At 59.3% G+C, this 13,022-nt stretch carries 16 protein-coding genes; 14 read left to right on the forward strand and 2 right to left on the reverse strand.

Going from position 1 to position 13,022, the window contains the following annotated elements; translation table 11 throughout:
- Nucleotides 1-541: 541 nt before the first annotated feature.
- Both fdxA and mutS read right to left on the reverse strand, forming a co-directional pair.
- On the reverse strand, nucleotides 542-865 hold the full coding sequence (gene fdxA / locus K0H47_RS08865; protein WP_003208688.1) for a ferredoxin FdxA: 324 nt from the start codon (nucleotides 863-865) through the stop codon (nucleotides 542-544).
- 142 nt (nucleotides 866-1,007) lie between these two features.
- Complete coding sequence (mutS, locus tag K0H47_RS08870) at nucleotides 1,008-3,599, reverse strand: DNA mismatch repair protein MutS (protein ID WP_063027450.1); 2,592 nt, start codon at nucleotides 3,597-3,599, stop codon at nucleotides 1,008-1,010.
- Between the two features lie 198 nt (nucleotides 3,600-3,797).
- On the opposite strand from mutS, the gene K0H47_RS08875 reads away from it, so the two are divergent.
- The 14 genes from K0H47_RS08875 (at nucleotide 3,798) to K0H47_RS08940 (ending at nucleotide 12,910) form a co-directional block, all read left to right on the forward strand.
- Nucleotides 3,798-4,532, forward strand: coding sequence for an XRE family transcriptional regulator (locus K0H47_RS08875; RefSeq protein WP_081253083.1), 735 nt, complete (start codon nucleotides 3,798-3,800; stop codon nucleotides 4,530-4,532).
- Between the two features lie 595 nt (nucleotides 4,533-5,127).
- Nucleotides 5,128-5,466 (forward strand): phage holin family protein, encoded by a 339-nt coding sequence (locus tag K0H47_RS08880; RefSeq protein ID WP_017480135.1) that lies wholly within the window; start codon nucleotides 5,128-5,130, stop codon nucleotides 5,464-5,466.
- Between the two features lie 22 nt (nucleotides 5,467-5,488).
- On the forward strand, nucleotides 5,489-6,004 hold the full coding sequence (locus K0H47_RS08885) for a hypothetical protein (RefSeq protein WP_219272404.1): 516 nt from the start codon (nucleotides 5,489-5,491) through the stop codon (nucleotides 6,002-6,004).
- A 3-nt stretch (nucleotides 6,005-6,007) separates the two neighbouring features.
- The gene (locus K0H47_RS08890) at nucleotides 6,008-6,616 is read left to right on the forward strand and encodes a phage baseplate assembly protein V (RefSeq protein ID WP_093205524.1); all 609 of its coding nucleotides are present in this window, start codon (nucleotides 6,008-6,010) and stop codon (nucleotides 6,614-6,616) included.
- A gap of 12 nt (nucleotides 6,617-6,628) precedes the next feature.
- Complete coding sequence (locus K0H47_RS08895) at nucleotides 6,629-6,961, forward strand: phage baseplate protein (protein WP_010170122.1); 333 nt, start codon at nucleotides 6,629-6,631, stop codon at nucleotides 6,959-6,961.
- Nucleotides 6,958-7,953 carry a baseplate J/gp47 family protein gene (locus K0H47_RS08900; RefSeq protein WP_063027458.1) on the forward strand — a complete coding sequence of 332 codons (996 nt, stop codon included), beginning with the start codon at nucleotides 6,958-6,960 and terminating at the stop codon, nucleotides 7,951-7,953. Before K0H47_RS08895 ends, K0H47_RS08900 begins: the two co-directional genes overlap by 4 nt.
- Nucleotides 7,950-8,678: a phage tail protein I gene (locus K0H47_RS08905; RefSeq protein ID WP_219272405.1), complete on the forward strand. Its 729-nt coding sequence runs from the start codon at nucleotides 7,950-7,952 to the stop codon at nucleotides 8,676-8,678. The genes K0H47_RS08900 and K0H47_RS08905 overlap by 4 nt, the downstream gene beginning before the upstream one ends.
- Entirely contained in the window at nucleotides 8,675-9,205 is a 531-nt protein-coding gene (locus K0H47_RS08910; protein ID WP_201140041.1) for a hypothetical protein, read from the forward strand. The genes K0H47_RS08905 and K0H47_RS08910 overlap by 4 nt, the downstream gene beginning before the upstream one ends.
- A 46-nt stretch (nucleotides 9,206-9,251) precedes the next feature.
- Complete coding sequence (locus K0H47_RS08915; RefSeq protein WP_201140039.1) at nucleotides 9,252-10,037, forward strand: phage tail protein; 786 nt, start codon at nucleotides 9,252-9,254, stop codon at nucleotides 10,035-10,037.
- Complete coding sequence (locus K0H47_RS08920) at nucleotides 10,038-10,340, forward strand: hypothetical protein (RefSeq protein ID WP_177036161.1); 303 nt, start codon at nucleotides 10,038-10,040, stop codon at nucleotides 10,338-10,340.
- A gap of 88 nt (nucleotides 10,341-10,428) precedes the next feature.
- Nucleotides 10,429-10,602 (forward strand): hypothetical protein, encoded by a 174-nt coding sequence (locus K0H47_RS08925; protein ID WP_003208665.1) that lies wholly within the window; start codon nucleotides 10,429-10,431, stop codon nucleotides 10,600-10,602.
- A gap of 2 nt (nucleotides 10,603-10,604) precedes the next feature.
- Nucleotides 10,605-11,771 (forward strand): phage tail protein, encoded by a 1,167-nt coding sequence (locus K0H47_RS08930; protein WP_177027025.1) that lies wholly within the window; start codon nucleotides 10,605-10,607, stop codon nucleotides 11,769-11,771.
- Nucleotides 11,771-12,277, forward strand: a complete 507-nt coding sequence (locus K0H47_RS08935) for a phage major tail tube protein (RefSeq protein ID WP_093205539.1) — start codon at nucleotides 11,771-11,773, stop codon at nucleotides 12,275-12,277. The genes K0H47_RS08930 and K0H47_RS08935 overlap by 1 nt, the downstream gene beginning before the upstream one ends.
- Nucleotides 12,278-12,328: 51 nt before the next feature.
- Nucleotides 12,329-12,910, forward strand: coding sequence for a phage tail assembly protein (locus K0H47_RS08940; protein WP_177027024.1), 582 nt, complete (start codon nucleotides 12,329-12,331; stop codon nucleotides 12,908-12,910).
- Nucleotides 12,911-13,022: the final 112 nt, after the last annotated feature.

The raw sequence follows: 13,022 nt of genomic DNA on the forward strand, positions 1-13,022 counted from the left end.
CCAGAGGTCTGGTATCGGATTTTCTAGGAAGCCCGGCGTGGGCTCAAATGCTTAAGTGAACAGCATTACGACTGTGTCGGGGCTTTTTCTTGCCCGGCGAACACCCAAGTGCCGCTTGTTACCCTTTTACGTAATTGCTGGTGTAAGCATTCACTTACTTTTTCGTAAGCGTTTGGGTTTTTTCGTCGGTGCAGACGTCTTGAATTGATTTCTTATATTTCTATCTACTTGAAATACAACAACTATTTTTTATTGAACGAGCGCGCAAACTTGTAGTTCTGCGGTTTGGATCCCGTTGAACTTCCCCGGGAACTCTCTAAGATCAGCCCTGTGTCCACGGATTGACACGGTCATCACGGAACGATGACTCAGGGAACCTCGCAGGATGCGATTCATCAGGATGATGAAAAGGAACACAGGGACTAGGGAAAAAATGTGGGCGGGTCATACCGCCCCTTTTTTTTGCCTGTAGAAAAGTGAAACCCGTCCCGCAGAAATGCAAAAAGGCCCGCAAGGGGCCTTTTGGAGGGCATCGACGTTATCAGCGCTCGAGGTCTGCAATCTTGCCTTTCTTGCCATCCCACTCCGCCGCATCCGGCATCGGGTCTTTGCGCTCAGTGATATTCGGCCAGATTTCCGCCAGCTCAACGTTCAACTGAATAAATTCCTGCATTTCTGCCGGGACTTCGTCCTCGGAGAAAATTGCGACGGCCGGGCATTCTGGCTCACACAGGGCGCAGTCAATGCACTCGTCCGGGTGGATGACCAGGAAGTTCGGGCCTTCGTAGAAGCAGTCCACCGGACACACTTCTACGCAGTCGGTGTACTTGCACTTGATGCAGTTGTCGGTGACGACGAAGGTCATTTCTAATTTTCTCCTCAGGCGGCGGCAGCGAAACCCCTTGTGGCAGGGCTCGCGAGGTTCGGGAGCGATAGTCTGCAGGCCAGGCTAAAAGCCCGCAGCATCCCAAACCGCGCGAGAGTCTACCAGCTTGCACGCGTCTGCGTTATATCCGAGTCTTCAGTGCATATAACATTTCGAGCGCTTTTCGCGGGGTCAAGTCGTCCACGTCAAGCTTAGCCAACTCATCCAGTACCGGATGAGGCAGGCTGGCGAACATGTCGCTCTGGTGTGGCGCACTGGGTTTGTTGCTGGCTTTGGCCGGGCTGGCCACGGGAATCTCGTGGGGCAGGGCGGTTTCTTCCAGGCGGCTCAGGTGTTCGCGGGCGCGAGTGATCACCTCACTTGGCACGCCCGCCAGCTGCGCCACGGCCAGGCCGTAACTCTGGCTCGCCGGCCCGGGCAACACGTGGTGCAGGAACACGATGCGCTCGTTGTGCTCGGTGGCATTGAGGTGCACGTTGGCCACCAGCGGCTCGTTTTCCGGCAACACCGTCAGCTCGAAATAGTGCGTTGCAAACAGCGTATACGCCCGCAGATGCGCCAATCGCTCGGCCGCCGCCCAGGCCAGGGACAGGCCGTCAAAGGTGCTGGTGCCGCGGCCCACTTCGTCCATCAGTACCAAGCTGCGTTCGGTGGCGTTGTGCAGGATGTTGGCGGTTTCGCTCATTTCCACCATAAAGGTCGAACGGCCACCGGCCAGGTCATCGCTGGAGCCGATCCGGGTGAAGATGCGGTCCACCAGGGACAGCTCGCAACTGGCCGCCGGCACGAAGCTGCCGATATGGGCCAGCAGCACGATTAATGCGGTCTGACGCATGTAGGTGGATTTACCGCCCATGTTCGGACCGGTGATCACCAGCATGCGGGTGTCGTCGTCCAGCGACAGATCGTTGGCGACGAACGGCGTGGTCAGAACCTGCTCCACCACCGGGTGGCGACCTTGCACGATGCGCATGCACGGCTCGCTGACAAAACGCGGGCAGTTCAGGTCAAGGTTCAGGGCGCGCTCGGCCAGGTTGCTCAGCACGTCCAGCTCCGCCAGCGCAGCCGCGGTGTCCTGGAGTGGTGCCAGCTTGCCGATCAAGTCTTCGAGCAAGGCTTCGTAGAGCATCTTCTCCCGAGCCAGGGCGCGGCTTTTGGCCGACAGTGCCTTGTCTTCGAACTCTTTAAGTTCCGGGGTAATAAAGCGCTCGGCACCCTTGAGGGTCTGGCGACGCTGGTAATCGATCGGCGCCTGCTCGGCCTGCTTGCTCGGCAACTCGATAAAGTAGCCATGTACACGGTTGTAGCCGACTTTCAGGTTGGCCAGGCCGGTGCGGGCTTTTTCGCGGGCTTCCAGGTCGATCAGGAACTGCCCGGCGTTCTCGCTCAGGGATTGCAGTTCGTCCAGCTCGGTGTCGTAACCGGTCTTCAAGACGCCGCCGTCACGGATGATCGCGGGCGGGTTGTCGATGATGGCTTTTTCCAGCAGCGCCGCCAGTTCCGGGTAGGTGCTGGTGGTGACGGCAAGCTGCTGCAGGTGCGGAGCTTCCAGTTCGGTCATCGCTGCTTGCAGTTGCGGCAGGGCGCCGAGGGCATCCCGCAGGCGTGCCAGGTCGCGGGGCCGTGCGTTGCGCAGGCCGATCCGCGCCAGGATCCGCTCGATATCCCCGATTTCCTTGAGCTGCGGTTGCAGCTTTTCAAAGCGGTATTGATCCAGCAGGCACGTAATAGAGGTTTGACGGGCTTGCAGCACGGTCAAATCCCGCAGCGGACGGTTCAACCAGCGCGTCAGCAAGCGGCTGCCCATGGCGGTCTGGCAACGGTCGACCACCGATTGCAAGGTGTTGTCGCGCCCGCCGGCCAAGTTGGTGTCCAGTTCCAGGTTGCGACGGCTGGCGCCATCGAGCACCACGGTGTCGTCCAGACGTTCATGACGCAGGCTGCGCAAATGCGGCAGGGCGGTGCGCTGGGTTTCCTTGGCATAGCTGAGCAGGCAACCGGCGGCGCCGATAGCGAGGGTCAGGGTTTCGCAGCCAAAACCCTTGAGGTCTTGCACGGAGAATTGCTGGCACAGGCTTTTCAGCGCCGAATCACGCTCGAAATCCCACGGCGCGCGACGCTTGGTCCCGCGGCGACGTTCCGCCGGCAGATCCTTTGGCCAGTCATCCGGAATCATCAGCTCCACCGGGTTGACGCGCTCCAGCTCCGCCAGCAGGTTTTCCCAGCCCTTGATCTCCAGCACCGTAAAGTTGCCGCTGGTGATATCCAGCACGGCCAGGCCGAACAGCCGCTCATCCCCCAGCACCGCCGCGATCAGGTTGTCGCGACGCTCATCCAGCAGCGCCTCATCACTCACCGTCCCCGGCGTAATGATGCGCACCACCTGGCGTTCCACCGGGCCCTTGCTGGTGGCCGGGTCGCCGATCTGCTCACAGATCACCACCGACTCGCCCAGCTTCACCAGCTTGACCAGGTAACCTTCCAACGAATGATAAGGAATCCCGCACATCGGAATCGCCTGCCCGGCCGACTGCCCGCGCGCGGTCAGGGTGATGTCCAGCAACTTGGCGGCCTTCTTTGCGTCTTCATAGAAGATCTCGTAGAAGTCGCCCATGCGGTAGAACATCAACTGATCAGGGTGCTGGTTTTTCAGGCGCCAGTACTGCTGCATCATCGGGGTGTGGGAGGACAGATCGGAAGTGTTTTTACTCATTGGATAGTTAGCAAATTCGTTGAAAGTGATGGGGCAAAGGGGGCGCTTGGCCCAGCATTTTTTGCAATGGGCGCAAGGTTAACACGCGAGGTCGGGGCTTCGCAGTTCACAAACGGTCAGGTAAATCTCGGCAATCAATGCATTAAATATGCAAATTAGCATTTGCCAAGCATCAAAACTGCCTGCACTATCCGCGTTATGCAAAAACGCAACGTTTCTATCGTCTTAAGAGAGCTGCTGGACCGCGACCGGATCTCCCCCACGGAGCTTCACCGGCGTACCGGTGTGCCTCAATCCACGTTGTCCCGGATCCTCAGCGGCAAGATCGTTGATCCGTCGGACAAGCACATCTCACGCATCGCCGATTACTTTCAGGTCAGCACCGATCAGCTGCGCGGGCGCGCAGGGCTGGTGTCGGCGCGGGCGGACGAGCGTGACCCGATGCATTCGGAACTCAAGGACATAAGCCTGTGGGACGACGACACGCCCGTTAATGATGACGAGGTGTCGATCCCCTTTCTGCGCGAGGTTGAATTGGCTGCTGGATCAGGAAGATTCGTCATCGAGGAAAGCGAGAAGGCCAGCCTGCGATTCGGCAAGCGCAGCCTGCGGCATAACGGGGTGCAGTTCGACCAGGCCAAGTGCGTCACGGTGCGTGGCAACAGTATGTTGCCGGTGCTGCGTGACGGCGCGACCGTCGGCGTCAACGCCGGCAAGTGCGGGATTGGTGACATCGTCGACGGCGACCTGTATGCCATCAACCACAACGGCCAACTGCGGGTGAAACAGCTCTACCGCCTGCCTTCGGGGATTCGCCTGCGCAGCTTCAACCGCGATGAACACCCGGATGAAGATTACAGCTTCCAGGACATCCAGGATGAGCAGATCAGCATCCTCGGTCACGTCTTCTGGTGGGGCATGTACGCCCGCTAACCCTTCTTCGTAAGACAAAGCCCGCCAATGAGCGGGCTTTTTTTCGTCCGTGCAAAACCACCAAACCCTTTGCCCATAAGGCTGCAAATGCATCCATGCATATGCGCTGCAAAAATAAATGCATTTGTGCATTGACTGTATATGCATACATGCATATTCTTCGTCTCAAGCCAGCCAAGAAGGCCTGGTGGAGGCGGCAAGGATGCTGCCAAGGAAGACAAGGACGTTACGCAACACCGGCAAGGACGCCATCGAAGCGATGGCACGGATGCCAGGCAACACCGGCAAGGATGCCGACGCTCTTTAGTTTCAAACCGCTTCAAGAACAGGCAGCGATGAACCGGCCTTAACGGTTCAGAGGGTTGGCAACTGGCCCGGGTGTGCAGCGTAAAGCACCAGAAGCAGTTATCCGGCAGACAGGGATCGTGGTCGGAAAAACATTTAGGAAAGAACCGTACCGCGCCAGTAGCGCCGAAAGTTCGAGGAAATCATTACTGAAAAGCCCGGGCAACCGGGCTTTTTGGAATGCCTACCTATAAATGGAATTACCCAAAACCCGGCACTGCGCCGGTAATGCTCAGCCAGGAGGCGTGACATGACAAACGAGCAGCAAGCGTTAGCGGAAATGCCTATCTGGTTGGTGATCGCACTGGCCCTGATCGGCGGTGTATCCGGAGAAATGTGGCGCGCCGACAAGGAGGGCGCCCGCGGTTGGTCGCTGGTGCGGCGCCTGGCCCTGCGTTCCGGGGCCTGCATGGTGTGCGGGGTGTCAGCCCTGATGCTGTGCTACGCCGCCGGCATGTCGATCTGGACGGCCGGCGCCATTGGTTGCCTGACCGCCATGGCCGGCGCCGACGTGGCCATCGGCCTTTATGAACGCTGGGCGGCCAAGCGCATCGGCGTCAACGAAGGCCCAGGCCGGGACCCGCAGTAACCGTTGCAAGGACGCTACTTAAATGACACTCATCGAAAAACCTTCCCAACTGCCCCAGGCCATCAACGAGGCGTTGCGGGTTGCCTTTCCGAATCTGAAGGTCGGCAATCATCAGGACTTCCAGGGCACCGCGGATAACACCGGCGTGTTGATCACGGTCGAAGGCAATGGCCCGGGCATTCGCTCCCGCGAAGGGCGCAAGGCCCACGCCCTGGGGATTTCACTCAAGACCATGGTTGCTCCGGGTGCCTTGCCCTTTGATGCCTGCGACCTGGCCAGCCAACTGATGGACCTGGTGTTGGATAACCGCTGGAACCTGCCGCAGGAGCAGTGCGACCTGCCGACCAATATCGTCGCTGCGCCCTCAATACGCACCACCGCAGAAACGGACTACGACACCTGGACCGTCAGTTTCACCCAAACCCTCTATATCGGACCGCCGCTGCTCAACGATCCCACAGGCCAACCGCTGTTCGCCTGCACTTGGGAAGTCTCGAACATCGACGACCCCGACCAATACAAGCCGCTGGCGGAGTAGCCCATGTTCGACGCGCTGTTACGCATGCAACTGGGACCGATCGTCGAACGACTGGCAGAAATGGAGAGCCAGCTCGAAGACCTGTATCGACGCGCCGAAAGTTTTTGCCGCATCGGCGTGTGCCAGGAGGTCGACGCGGCCAGCAATACCTGCAAGGTCAGCCACGGTGAACTGCTCACGCCGGCGATCCGCTTTTTCAACCCCAGCGCCGGTGCGCAGACGGAAACCCGCATCCCGTCAGTGGGCGAGCAATGCTTGCTGCTCAACTACGGCGGCGGGGAGGGCGGGGCACAATCGGTGGCGTTGTTCGGCTTGAACAGCGACCGTTTTCCGCCGGTCTCAAGCGTTCCGACACTGACCCGGCGCCGCCATCAAGACGGCACACAAAGCGACTACGACGACGCCAGCCACACTTTCAACTGGGTCAACGGCCCGACTACGTTCACCGGTTCCCGTGAGCAGGTAGACGTCAAGGTCGGCGCCGCCAGCCTGACGATGAGCGCCGAGGCCATCACGCTGCAAGTTGGCGGTACAAGCCTGTTGCTGGACGCCGGCGGTGCGCACTTCAGCGGCCCGGTGGTGGACCACCAAGGTCGAGTCATCAGCCCCTGATAAGGACATCCCATGATCGGAATCGATAGAAACACCGGGGCGGCGGTCGATGACTGGCTGCAATTCGTCCAGCGCGCCACCCGAGCGCTGACCACTCCCTTGGGCACTCGCCAGAAGCGTCCGCTGTACGGCTCGATGATCCCGCAACTGCTCGGGCAAAACCTCGGCGATGACCTGCTGATTCTCGCCCAGAGCCATGCCGCCCAGGCGTTCTACAACCCGCAGAACGGCATCGCCGACTTCGAACCGCAAGTCATCGTCGCCAACCGCCAGGGCGCCGGCCTGTTGCTGCGCTTCGCCGGCACCTGGAAAAACCGCAAACAAACCTTCGAGGTGGTGACATGAGCATGCTGATACCTGGCCAGAACCAGTTGGCTGAGCCAGCGATCATTGCCGTCGATGAATTCGAGCCGCTGTTGGCGGAGTTCAAGGCGTTTGTCGTTGATTACGTCGCGACTCGTGCGCCGGAAAATGCGGCCAAGCTGAAGGTCAGCCTGGAGAACGAAAGCGAACTGCTGACGCTGGCATTGGAGGCTTTCTGCGTTCGCCTGCAGACCCACGAGCGTAAATACAACGCCCGCATCAAGCAGATGCTGGCGTGGTGGGCCACCGGCAGCAACCTCGACGCACGCCTTGCCGACATGGGCCTGGAGCGTCAGGTGCTCGACCCTGGTGACCCGGCGGCTTTCCCGCCCGTGCCGCCGACGTTGGAGAGCGACGACGACGCCCGGTTGCGTTATTACCTCGCGCCTCACGCTCCGGCGGCGGGTTCGCGGATGCAGTATCGGCGGGAGGTTTTCACCCTCGGTGAACGTCCATCAGTGAAAGTGCAAAGTGCTACGCCGGGGGTGGTGACGGTCACTTATACCTTCGACCCCGACGGTTACGCGGCGCGGGTCAAGGATGGCAACGGCCGTCGCACTGCGCCCGGTGAAGTGATGGTCACGGTCCTGTCCCGAGACGGGGATGGCACACCTTCTGCTGATCTGCTCGACGGTGTACGCCGGCACTTTGCCCGGCCTGATGTGCGCCCGGAAACGGATCTCGTCACGGTGCAGGCGGCTCAGATCCTGCGCTACAAAATCCGCGTGGTGGCGAAGATCAACGCCGGCCCGGACTCCGGGCTCACTCAAGTCGCCGCCCAGAAACTGCTGCAAGACTATGCAGAATCTTGTCATTGCCTGGAAGGGCGGGTGGACCCGAGCTGGATCGACTACGCCATCCACTCGGCGGGCGCTGCGCAACTGCAAATTCTTGAGCCGCTGGAGCCGATCGTCACCACGGCATTCCAGGCCCCGTATTGCACGGGCGTCGAGGTGGAGGTGCGCACGCTATGAAAGAGACAAAAGGCAGCTTGCTGCCCGCCAACAGTTCGCCGTTGGAGAAGGCACTGGACTTGGGTTTTGGGCAGTTGCTTGACCGGGTGACGCCACCCTTTCCCGCCTTGATGAACCCGCTGCAAACGCCGGTTGAGTTCCTTCCCTACCTGGCCGCTGATCGCGGCGTCAGTGAATGGGACGCCGCTGCCAGCGAGTCGGAGAAGCGCCTCACTGTGGCCTTGTCCTGGCAGATCCAACGTCAGGCCGGTACGCCCAAGGCGCTGAGCTATGCCGTCGAATCGCTGGGATTCACCCCCAATATCAGTGCCTGGTATCAACAGCGGCCAACCGGTCTGCCTTACACCTTTGACGTGCAGGCAATCATCGGTCGCAGTTGGTCCAGTGGCGATCACAACCGTTTGATCCGCCGCATCAACGCGGCCAAGAGCGAGCGGGACCTGGCCACTATCACCATCGTGCACGAGACCTCCCAGGGTTTACGTGTCGCTGCAGCCGCTGATCCAGGGTTGAGCATCGGCGATGAGAGCCAGCCCGGGGCGTTACCCGAGGTGAAGCTGCACGGGGTACTTGCTTGTAGCAGCGTGGCGCACACACCGCTCAGCGATGGCGAGTTGCAGCTGTGCGGCGTACTGCCTGAATTCGGGCTGGCGGCCCGGCTTAACAGTGCCGGGGTAGCCCGGCACTACACCATTAACGACTACTACCTCAGGGCGCAGCCATGACAGATGAAATTACACGCCTGGTGCGCTTCACCTCCAAGGGATTGGATGAAGTGCTGCAGGCAAAGAACCAGGGCTTGAAAGGCGAAATCACCCACATTGGCGCCGGTACTGGCCGCTACAACCCCGACGGCACCGAAGTTGCCCTGCGTGACGAGCGCCAACGGGTCGCCATTGTGGACTACGAGGACTTGGGCGACCGACAACTCAGGATGGCCGCGCTGTTTGATGGCGAGGCTGAGTATGAGATTGGCGAGTTTGGGTTTTACCTCGCCAGTGGGACCTTGTTGGCGGTGTATTCCGTGGCGGGGAAGTTGCTGACGTATAAAGCGGCTGCGGCTCGGGTGCTGCAGAAGTTCACGTTGGATATTTCGCCGTTGCCGGCGGACAGCGTGACGATTGTGGTGGGGAGTGAAAATCTGAATGTGTTGATGGCTGAAGAGATCGCAATCATGGCGGCGGCTTCGGTTGGCAATATGTCTCGTCACGTTGATCTGATGTTGCGGGTTATGCATCTCGAAGCGAAGTAGTTGCACTGACAAAAGTGCTGGAAGTTTAATTGACAGGGAGTTGATGATGGGAATTGAAACTACTATCACGAAAGTGGTGGATGCGTGTAATAAGCTGACGGATACGGTGACTAACCAGATTGGCAAAATTGATGCACGGGTAGAGGCCGCGTCGAGTCAGTTCACCGCTTGGCGTAACAGCGTGCAAGCCAAAGATATTAATGGTCGCGCGCTTTATAAACAGGAAATTGATCTAACAGGGCTACCGACCGATACGTTTTACCCCGTCTGGTGGACGATGCCAGGCAACGAAAGTGGTGAAACAGAAATTACTCTCTCCCGGATCTACAGTCGCGACCAAGAGTTAGAACCTTTTGGTAAGGGCGTTTATCACATTGCGGGGCTGAATTTGCAGATGGAAGGTTGCGGTTACATCTGGAACGGCGACGGTAACTTATTGAGCATTAAGCGTATTTCTCAAACTTACCGGGAGTCGGTTCGAGGTGTAAGTTTCGGGATGATCTGTGTTGCACGACATATCACGGGCGTCAGGCCGCTGTATCAAGGTGTAGCAGACGGTCAAGTCATTCAGGCAGCAATGCATTCCGGTGTTTATTTGCGCGGAGGGTTGGGGTACACGGTGACTAAATCGTTTGCCGGTGCTGTTGGTTTCAGCCGTTCCGATAGCGAGGTAGCTATTGGCGAAAGTACTCAAGGTGATTGGGAAATTCGTTGGTGCGTTCGACCGTATCGTTTGGCGGATGCCGACGCGGTCCTGGGAGCAACGTTGCCCGAGAAGCGGTTGGCGTACTCCTACGACAACGACAAAATCTACGCATCGAAGGGGGTTTGAATGACGCTTTCTATTAAAACTGCCGTGACACCTGCAGGTGAGCAGTTGATCAATATTCCAGCGGATATTGAGATTCTCAAAAATCTTGGTTTTTCCGTCGAACAAGCAGAACAGCTCTGCATTGAGGCCGCGAAAACTACTCAACTGGAGAGTTCCATCGCGGCGCGTCGCACCCTGTATGTGACTGAAGCCGACCCGCTTTTCCTTGAGTGGCAATACGACGAAACTCCTGAGAAAGAAAAGGCGTGGCGCGACAAAGTTGCGGAGATCAAAGCACTTTATCCATTGCCTGATCGCACCTGAACCACACACCGCGAAAGCGGTTTTTTTTCGCCCGCCCAAAGCCCCTCTCGCAGGGGCTTTGGCGTTTTTCACCCGGAGAATTCCACTCATGTTTAACCGCCAAACCTACACCGTCCTCATCCCATTCCCCACCGGCAACGGCCACTGGTCTACCGCCGGTGAGGAACTGGAACTGCTGGACGTCGAAGCATCCGCCCTGCGCACCGCTGGCCGCCTGGAACTCACCAGCGTCCTCAACTCCACCCCCAAGAAGGCTGACTGATCATGGCTGAGGTTTTGAACTTCGAGCACAACGGCATCACCGTGAATGCCACCGAATCCCCCGAGGCCATGGGTGGCCTGGGCGATAACGTCATCGGCCTGGTGGGCACCGCCCCCAACGCCCATGCGTCGATTCCGAAAAACGCCCCGTTCCGCATCAACAGCTTCACCACCCAGGCGCTGCTGGACCCTACCGGCGCTGAAACCGGCACGCTGTTCCACGCGGTGTATCAGATACTCAAAGTGGTCAAGGTACCGGTCTACGTGGTGATCGTCGACGAGGGCACCACCCCGGCCGATACCCTCAACAATGTGATCGGCGGTGAAGAGCCTGTCACCGGCCGTAAACTGGGCCTCGCCGCCCTGGCCAGCGTCCCCGAAGACCTGACCATCATCGGCGCCCCGGGATTCACCAGCACCAAAGCCGTGGCCGGCGAATTTGCCTCCTTCGGCAAGCGCATCAAGGCCCGTGTGGTGCTGGATGGCAAGGACGCAACCGTCGCCGATCAGGTGACCTACAGCGGCGAACTGGGCGGTGCCGACCTCGGTTTCGACCGTTGCCTGCTGGTGCACAACATGCCGTCGGTGTACTCCAAGGCCGCGAAGAAAAATGTGTTCCTGGCCCCGTCGTCCCTGGCCATCGCTGCACTGGCCAAGGTCAAGCAGTGGGAAAGCCCGGGCAATCAGGTGACCTTCGCCGAAGACGTTTCCCGCGTGGTTGAGTACAACATCCTGGACACCTCCACCGAAGGCGACCTGCTCAACCGTTACGGCGTGAGCTACTACGCCCGCACCATCCTCGGCGGTTTCTCGCTGCTGGGTAACCGCTCCATTACCGGCAAGTTCATCAGCTACGTGGGCCTGGAAGACGCCATCAGCCGCAAGCTGGTCAAGGCCGGCCAGAAAGCCATGGCCAAGAACCTCACCAAGTCGTTCATGGACCAGGAGGTCAAGCGCATCAACGACTGGCTGCAAACCCTGGTGGCCGACGAAACCATCCCCGGCGGCAGCGTGTACCTGCACCCGGAATTGAACAGTGTCGAGAAGTACAAGAACGGCACCTGGTTCATCGTCATCGACTACGGCCGCTACGCGCCGAACGAACACATGATTTATCAACTCAACGCCCGCGATGAAATCATCGAGCAGTTCCTGGAGGACGTTCTCTAATGTTTACCAACCGTGTAAGACAGGCCATTGCGGCCACCCTTCAAGGCCTGCCGTTGTCCGCAACCGTGGAAGAATTCACTCCGCCGAAGATTGAGTTCGAGATGGAAGCCATGGCCGGCGGACGCTTTATCGCCGAGGAAATGGCCAAGAGCGCCAAGGTGCTGAATGCCAAGCTGATCCTGCAAGGCGCCGGCCCGGAAATCATGCTGGCCTTGGGCGTGCGCCTGGGTGACGACATCCTGCTGAACGTGCGTGAAGCCGGCCAGGACCAGGATGGCCGCACCTATTTCACCTATCACACCGTCGGCGGCAAGCTCAAATCCCTGGAGGAAGCGAAGCTGAAGATGGGTGAGAAGGCGACCACCACCCTGGAGCTGTCCTGCCGCACCTACAACCGCCTGGAAAACGGCATCCCGGTAATCGACATCGACGTGCGTACCCAGAAGTTCGTGCTCAACGGCGTCGACATTCTCGGCGATGCCCGCCGCGCGGTACTGATGCCGTAAGCCCCCGGGAGCGGGTTTGCCCGCTCCCATACTTCACCAAGGAATTGACTCATGGCCTGGATGCCTCCGCTGCACATCCTGCTGTCGCCGATCACCGCCGACACTGGCGCGACGATCGAGCAGATTCAACTCAAGCCGTTGTTCTACGCCGCGCAAAAAGACGCGCTGGCCCGTGCCGGTGATGATGAGGACGACCAGTTTTTCGAACTGGCGAAACTCGCCACCGGCCTGTCGGAAAAGGAACTCGACCAACTCAAGCGTCCGGACTACGTGACCATCGCGCAATACGTGCATGACATGTCGACCCGCCCGGCCTCGTTCTTCCTGGACGAGTCCCGCGAGCCTGGCGACTCCAGCATCACCGAACAGGTGAAGCTGCTGCTGCCGCTGAACGCAGCGGGCCGAACCCTGACTGATGTGACCCTGGAAATGCCCGCGCTGCGTGCCACCAAAGTGATGAAAAAACTCACCACGGCCAAGGAACGCGCCGAGTTCATCACTGCCCATTGTTCCGGCCTGATGATCCCCGACCTGGCGGACCTGACCGTGCCCGACTGGACCGAACTGCAGGAGCGCATCGACGATTTTTTAAATCAACCGGCGGCCTTCTTTCGGAGCGCGACATCGAAGTAATCCTCGACGTCGTGCCGCTGGTTTACTCGGTGAACGAAGCGGAAATCCTGGACTGGGAAGTCGGAAAAGCATTGCGCCGCTACGACATCGCGATCACTCGCCTTGGCGTCAA

The organism is Pseudomonas sp. Xaverov 83 (assembly GCF_019352905.1).
GTDB lineage: Bacteria > Pseudomonadota > Gammaproteobacteria > Pseudomonadales > Pseudomonadaceae > Aquipseudomonas > Aquipseudomonas yamanorum.

Coding starts and splice junctions, on each gene's coding strand:
- fdxA (WP_003208688.1), bottom strand. CDS start 865: ATGACCTTCGTCGTCACCGACAACTGCATCAAGTGCAAGTACACCGAC.
- mutS (WP_063027450.1), bottom strand. CDS start 3,599: ATGAGTAAAAACACTTCCGATCTGTCCTCCCACACCCCGATGATGCAG.
- K0H47_RS08875 (WP_081253083.1), top strand. CDS start 3,798: ATGCAAAAACGCAACGTTTCTATCGTCTTAAGAGAGCTGCTGGACCGC.
- K0H47_RS08880 (WP_017480135.1), top strand. CDS start 5,128: ATGACAAACGAGCAGCAAGCGTTAGCGGAAATGCCTATCTGGTTGGTG.
- K0H47_RS08885 (WP_219272404.1), top strand. CDS start 5,489: ATGACACTCATCGAAAAACCTTCCCAACTGCCCCAGGCCATCAACGAG.
- K0H47_RS08890 (WP_093205524.1), top strand. CDS start 6,008: ATGTTCGACGCGCTGTTACGCATGCAACTGGGACCGATCGTCGAACGA.
- K0H47_RS08895 (WP_010170122.1), top strand. CDS start 6,629: ATGATCGGAATCGATAGAAACACCGGGGCGGCGGTCGATGACTGGCTG.
- K0H47_RS08900 (WP_063027458.1), top strand. CDS start 6,958: ATGAGCATGCTGATACCTGGCCAGAACCAGTTGGCTGAGCCAGCGATC.
- K0H47_RS08905 (WP_219272405.1), top strand. CDS start 7,950: ATGAAAGAGACAAAAGGCAGCTTGCTGCCCGCCAACAGTTCGCCGTTG.
- K0H47_RS08910 (WP_201140041.1), top strand. CDS start 8,675: ATGACAGATGAAATTACACGCCTGGTGCGCTTCACCTCCAAGGGATTG.
- K0H47_RS08915 (WP_201140039.1), top strand. CDS start 9,252: ATGGGAATTGAAACTACTATCACGAAAGTGGTGGATGCGTGTAATAAG.
- K0H47_RS08920 (WP_177036161.1), top strand. CDS start 10,038: ATGACGCTTTCTATTAAAACTGCCGTGACACCTGCAGGTGAGCAGTTG.
- K0H47_RS08925 (WP_003208665.1), top strand. CDS start 10,429: ATGTTTAACCGCCAAACCTACACCGTCCTCATCCCATTCCCCACCGGC.
- K0H47_RS08930 (WP_177027025.1), top strand. CDS start 10,605: ATGGCTGAGGTTTTGAACTTCGAGCACAACGGCATCACCGTGAATGCC.
- K0H47_RS08935 (WP_093205539.1), top strand. CDS start 11,771: ATGTTTACCAACCGTGTAAGACAGGCCATTGCGGCCACCCTTCAAGGC.
- K0H47_RS08940 (WP_177027024.1), top strand. CDS start 12,329: ATGGCCTGGATGCCTCCGCTGCACATCCTGCTGTCGCCGATCACCGCC.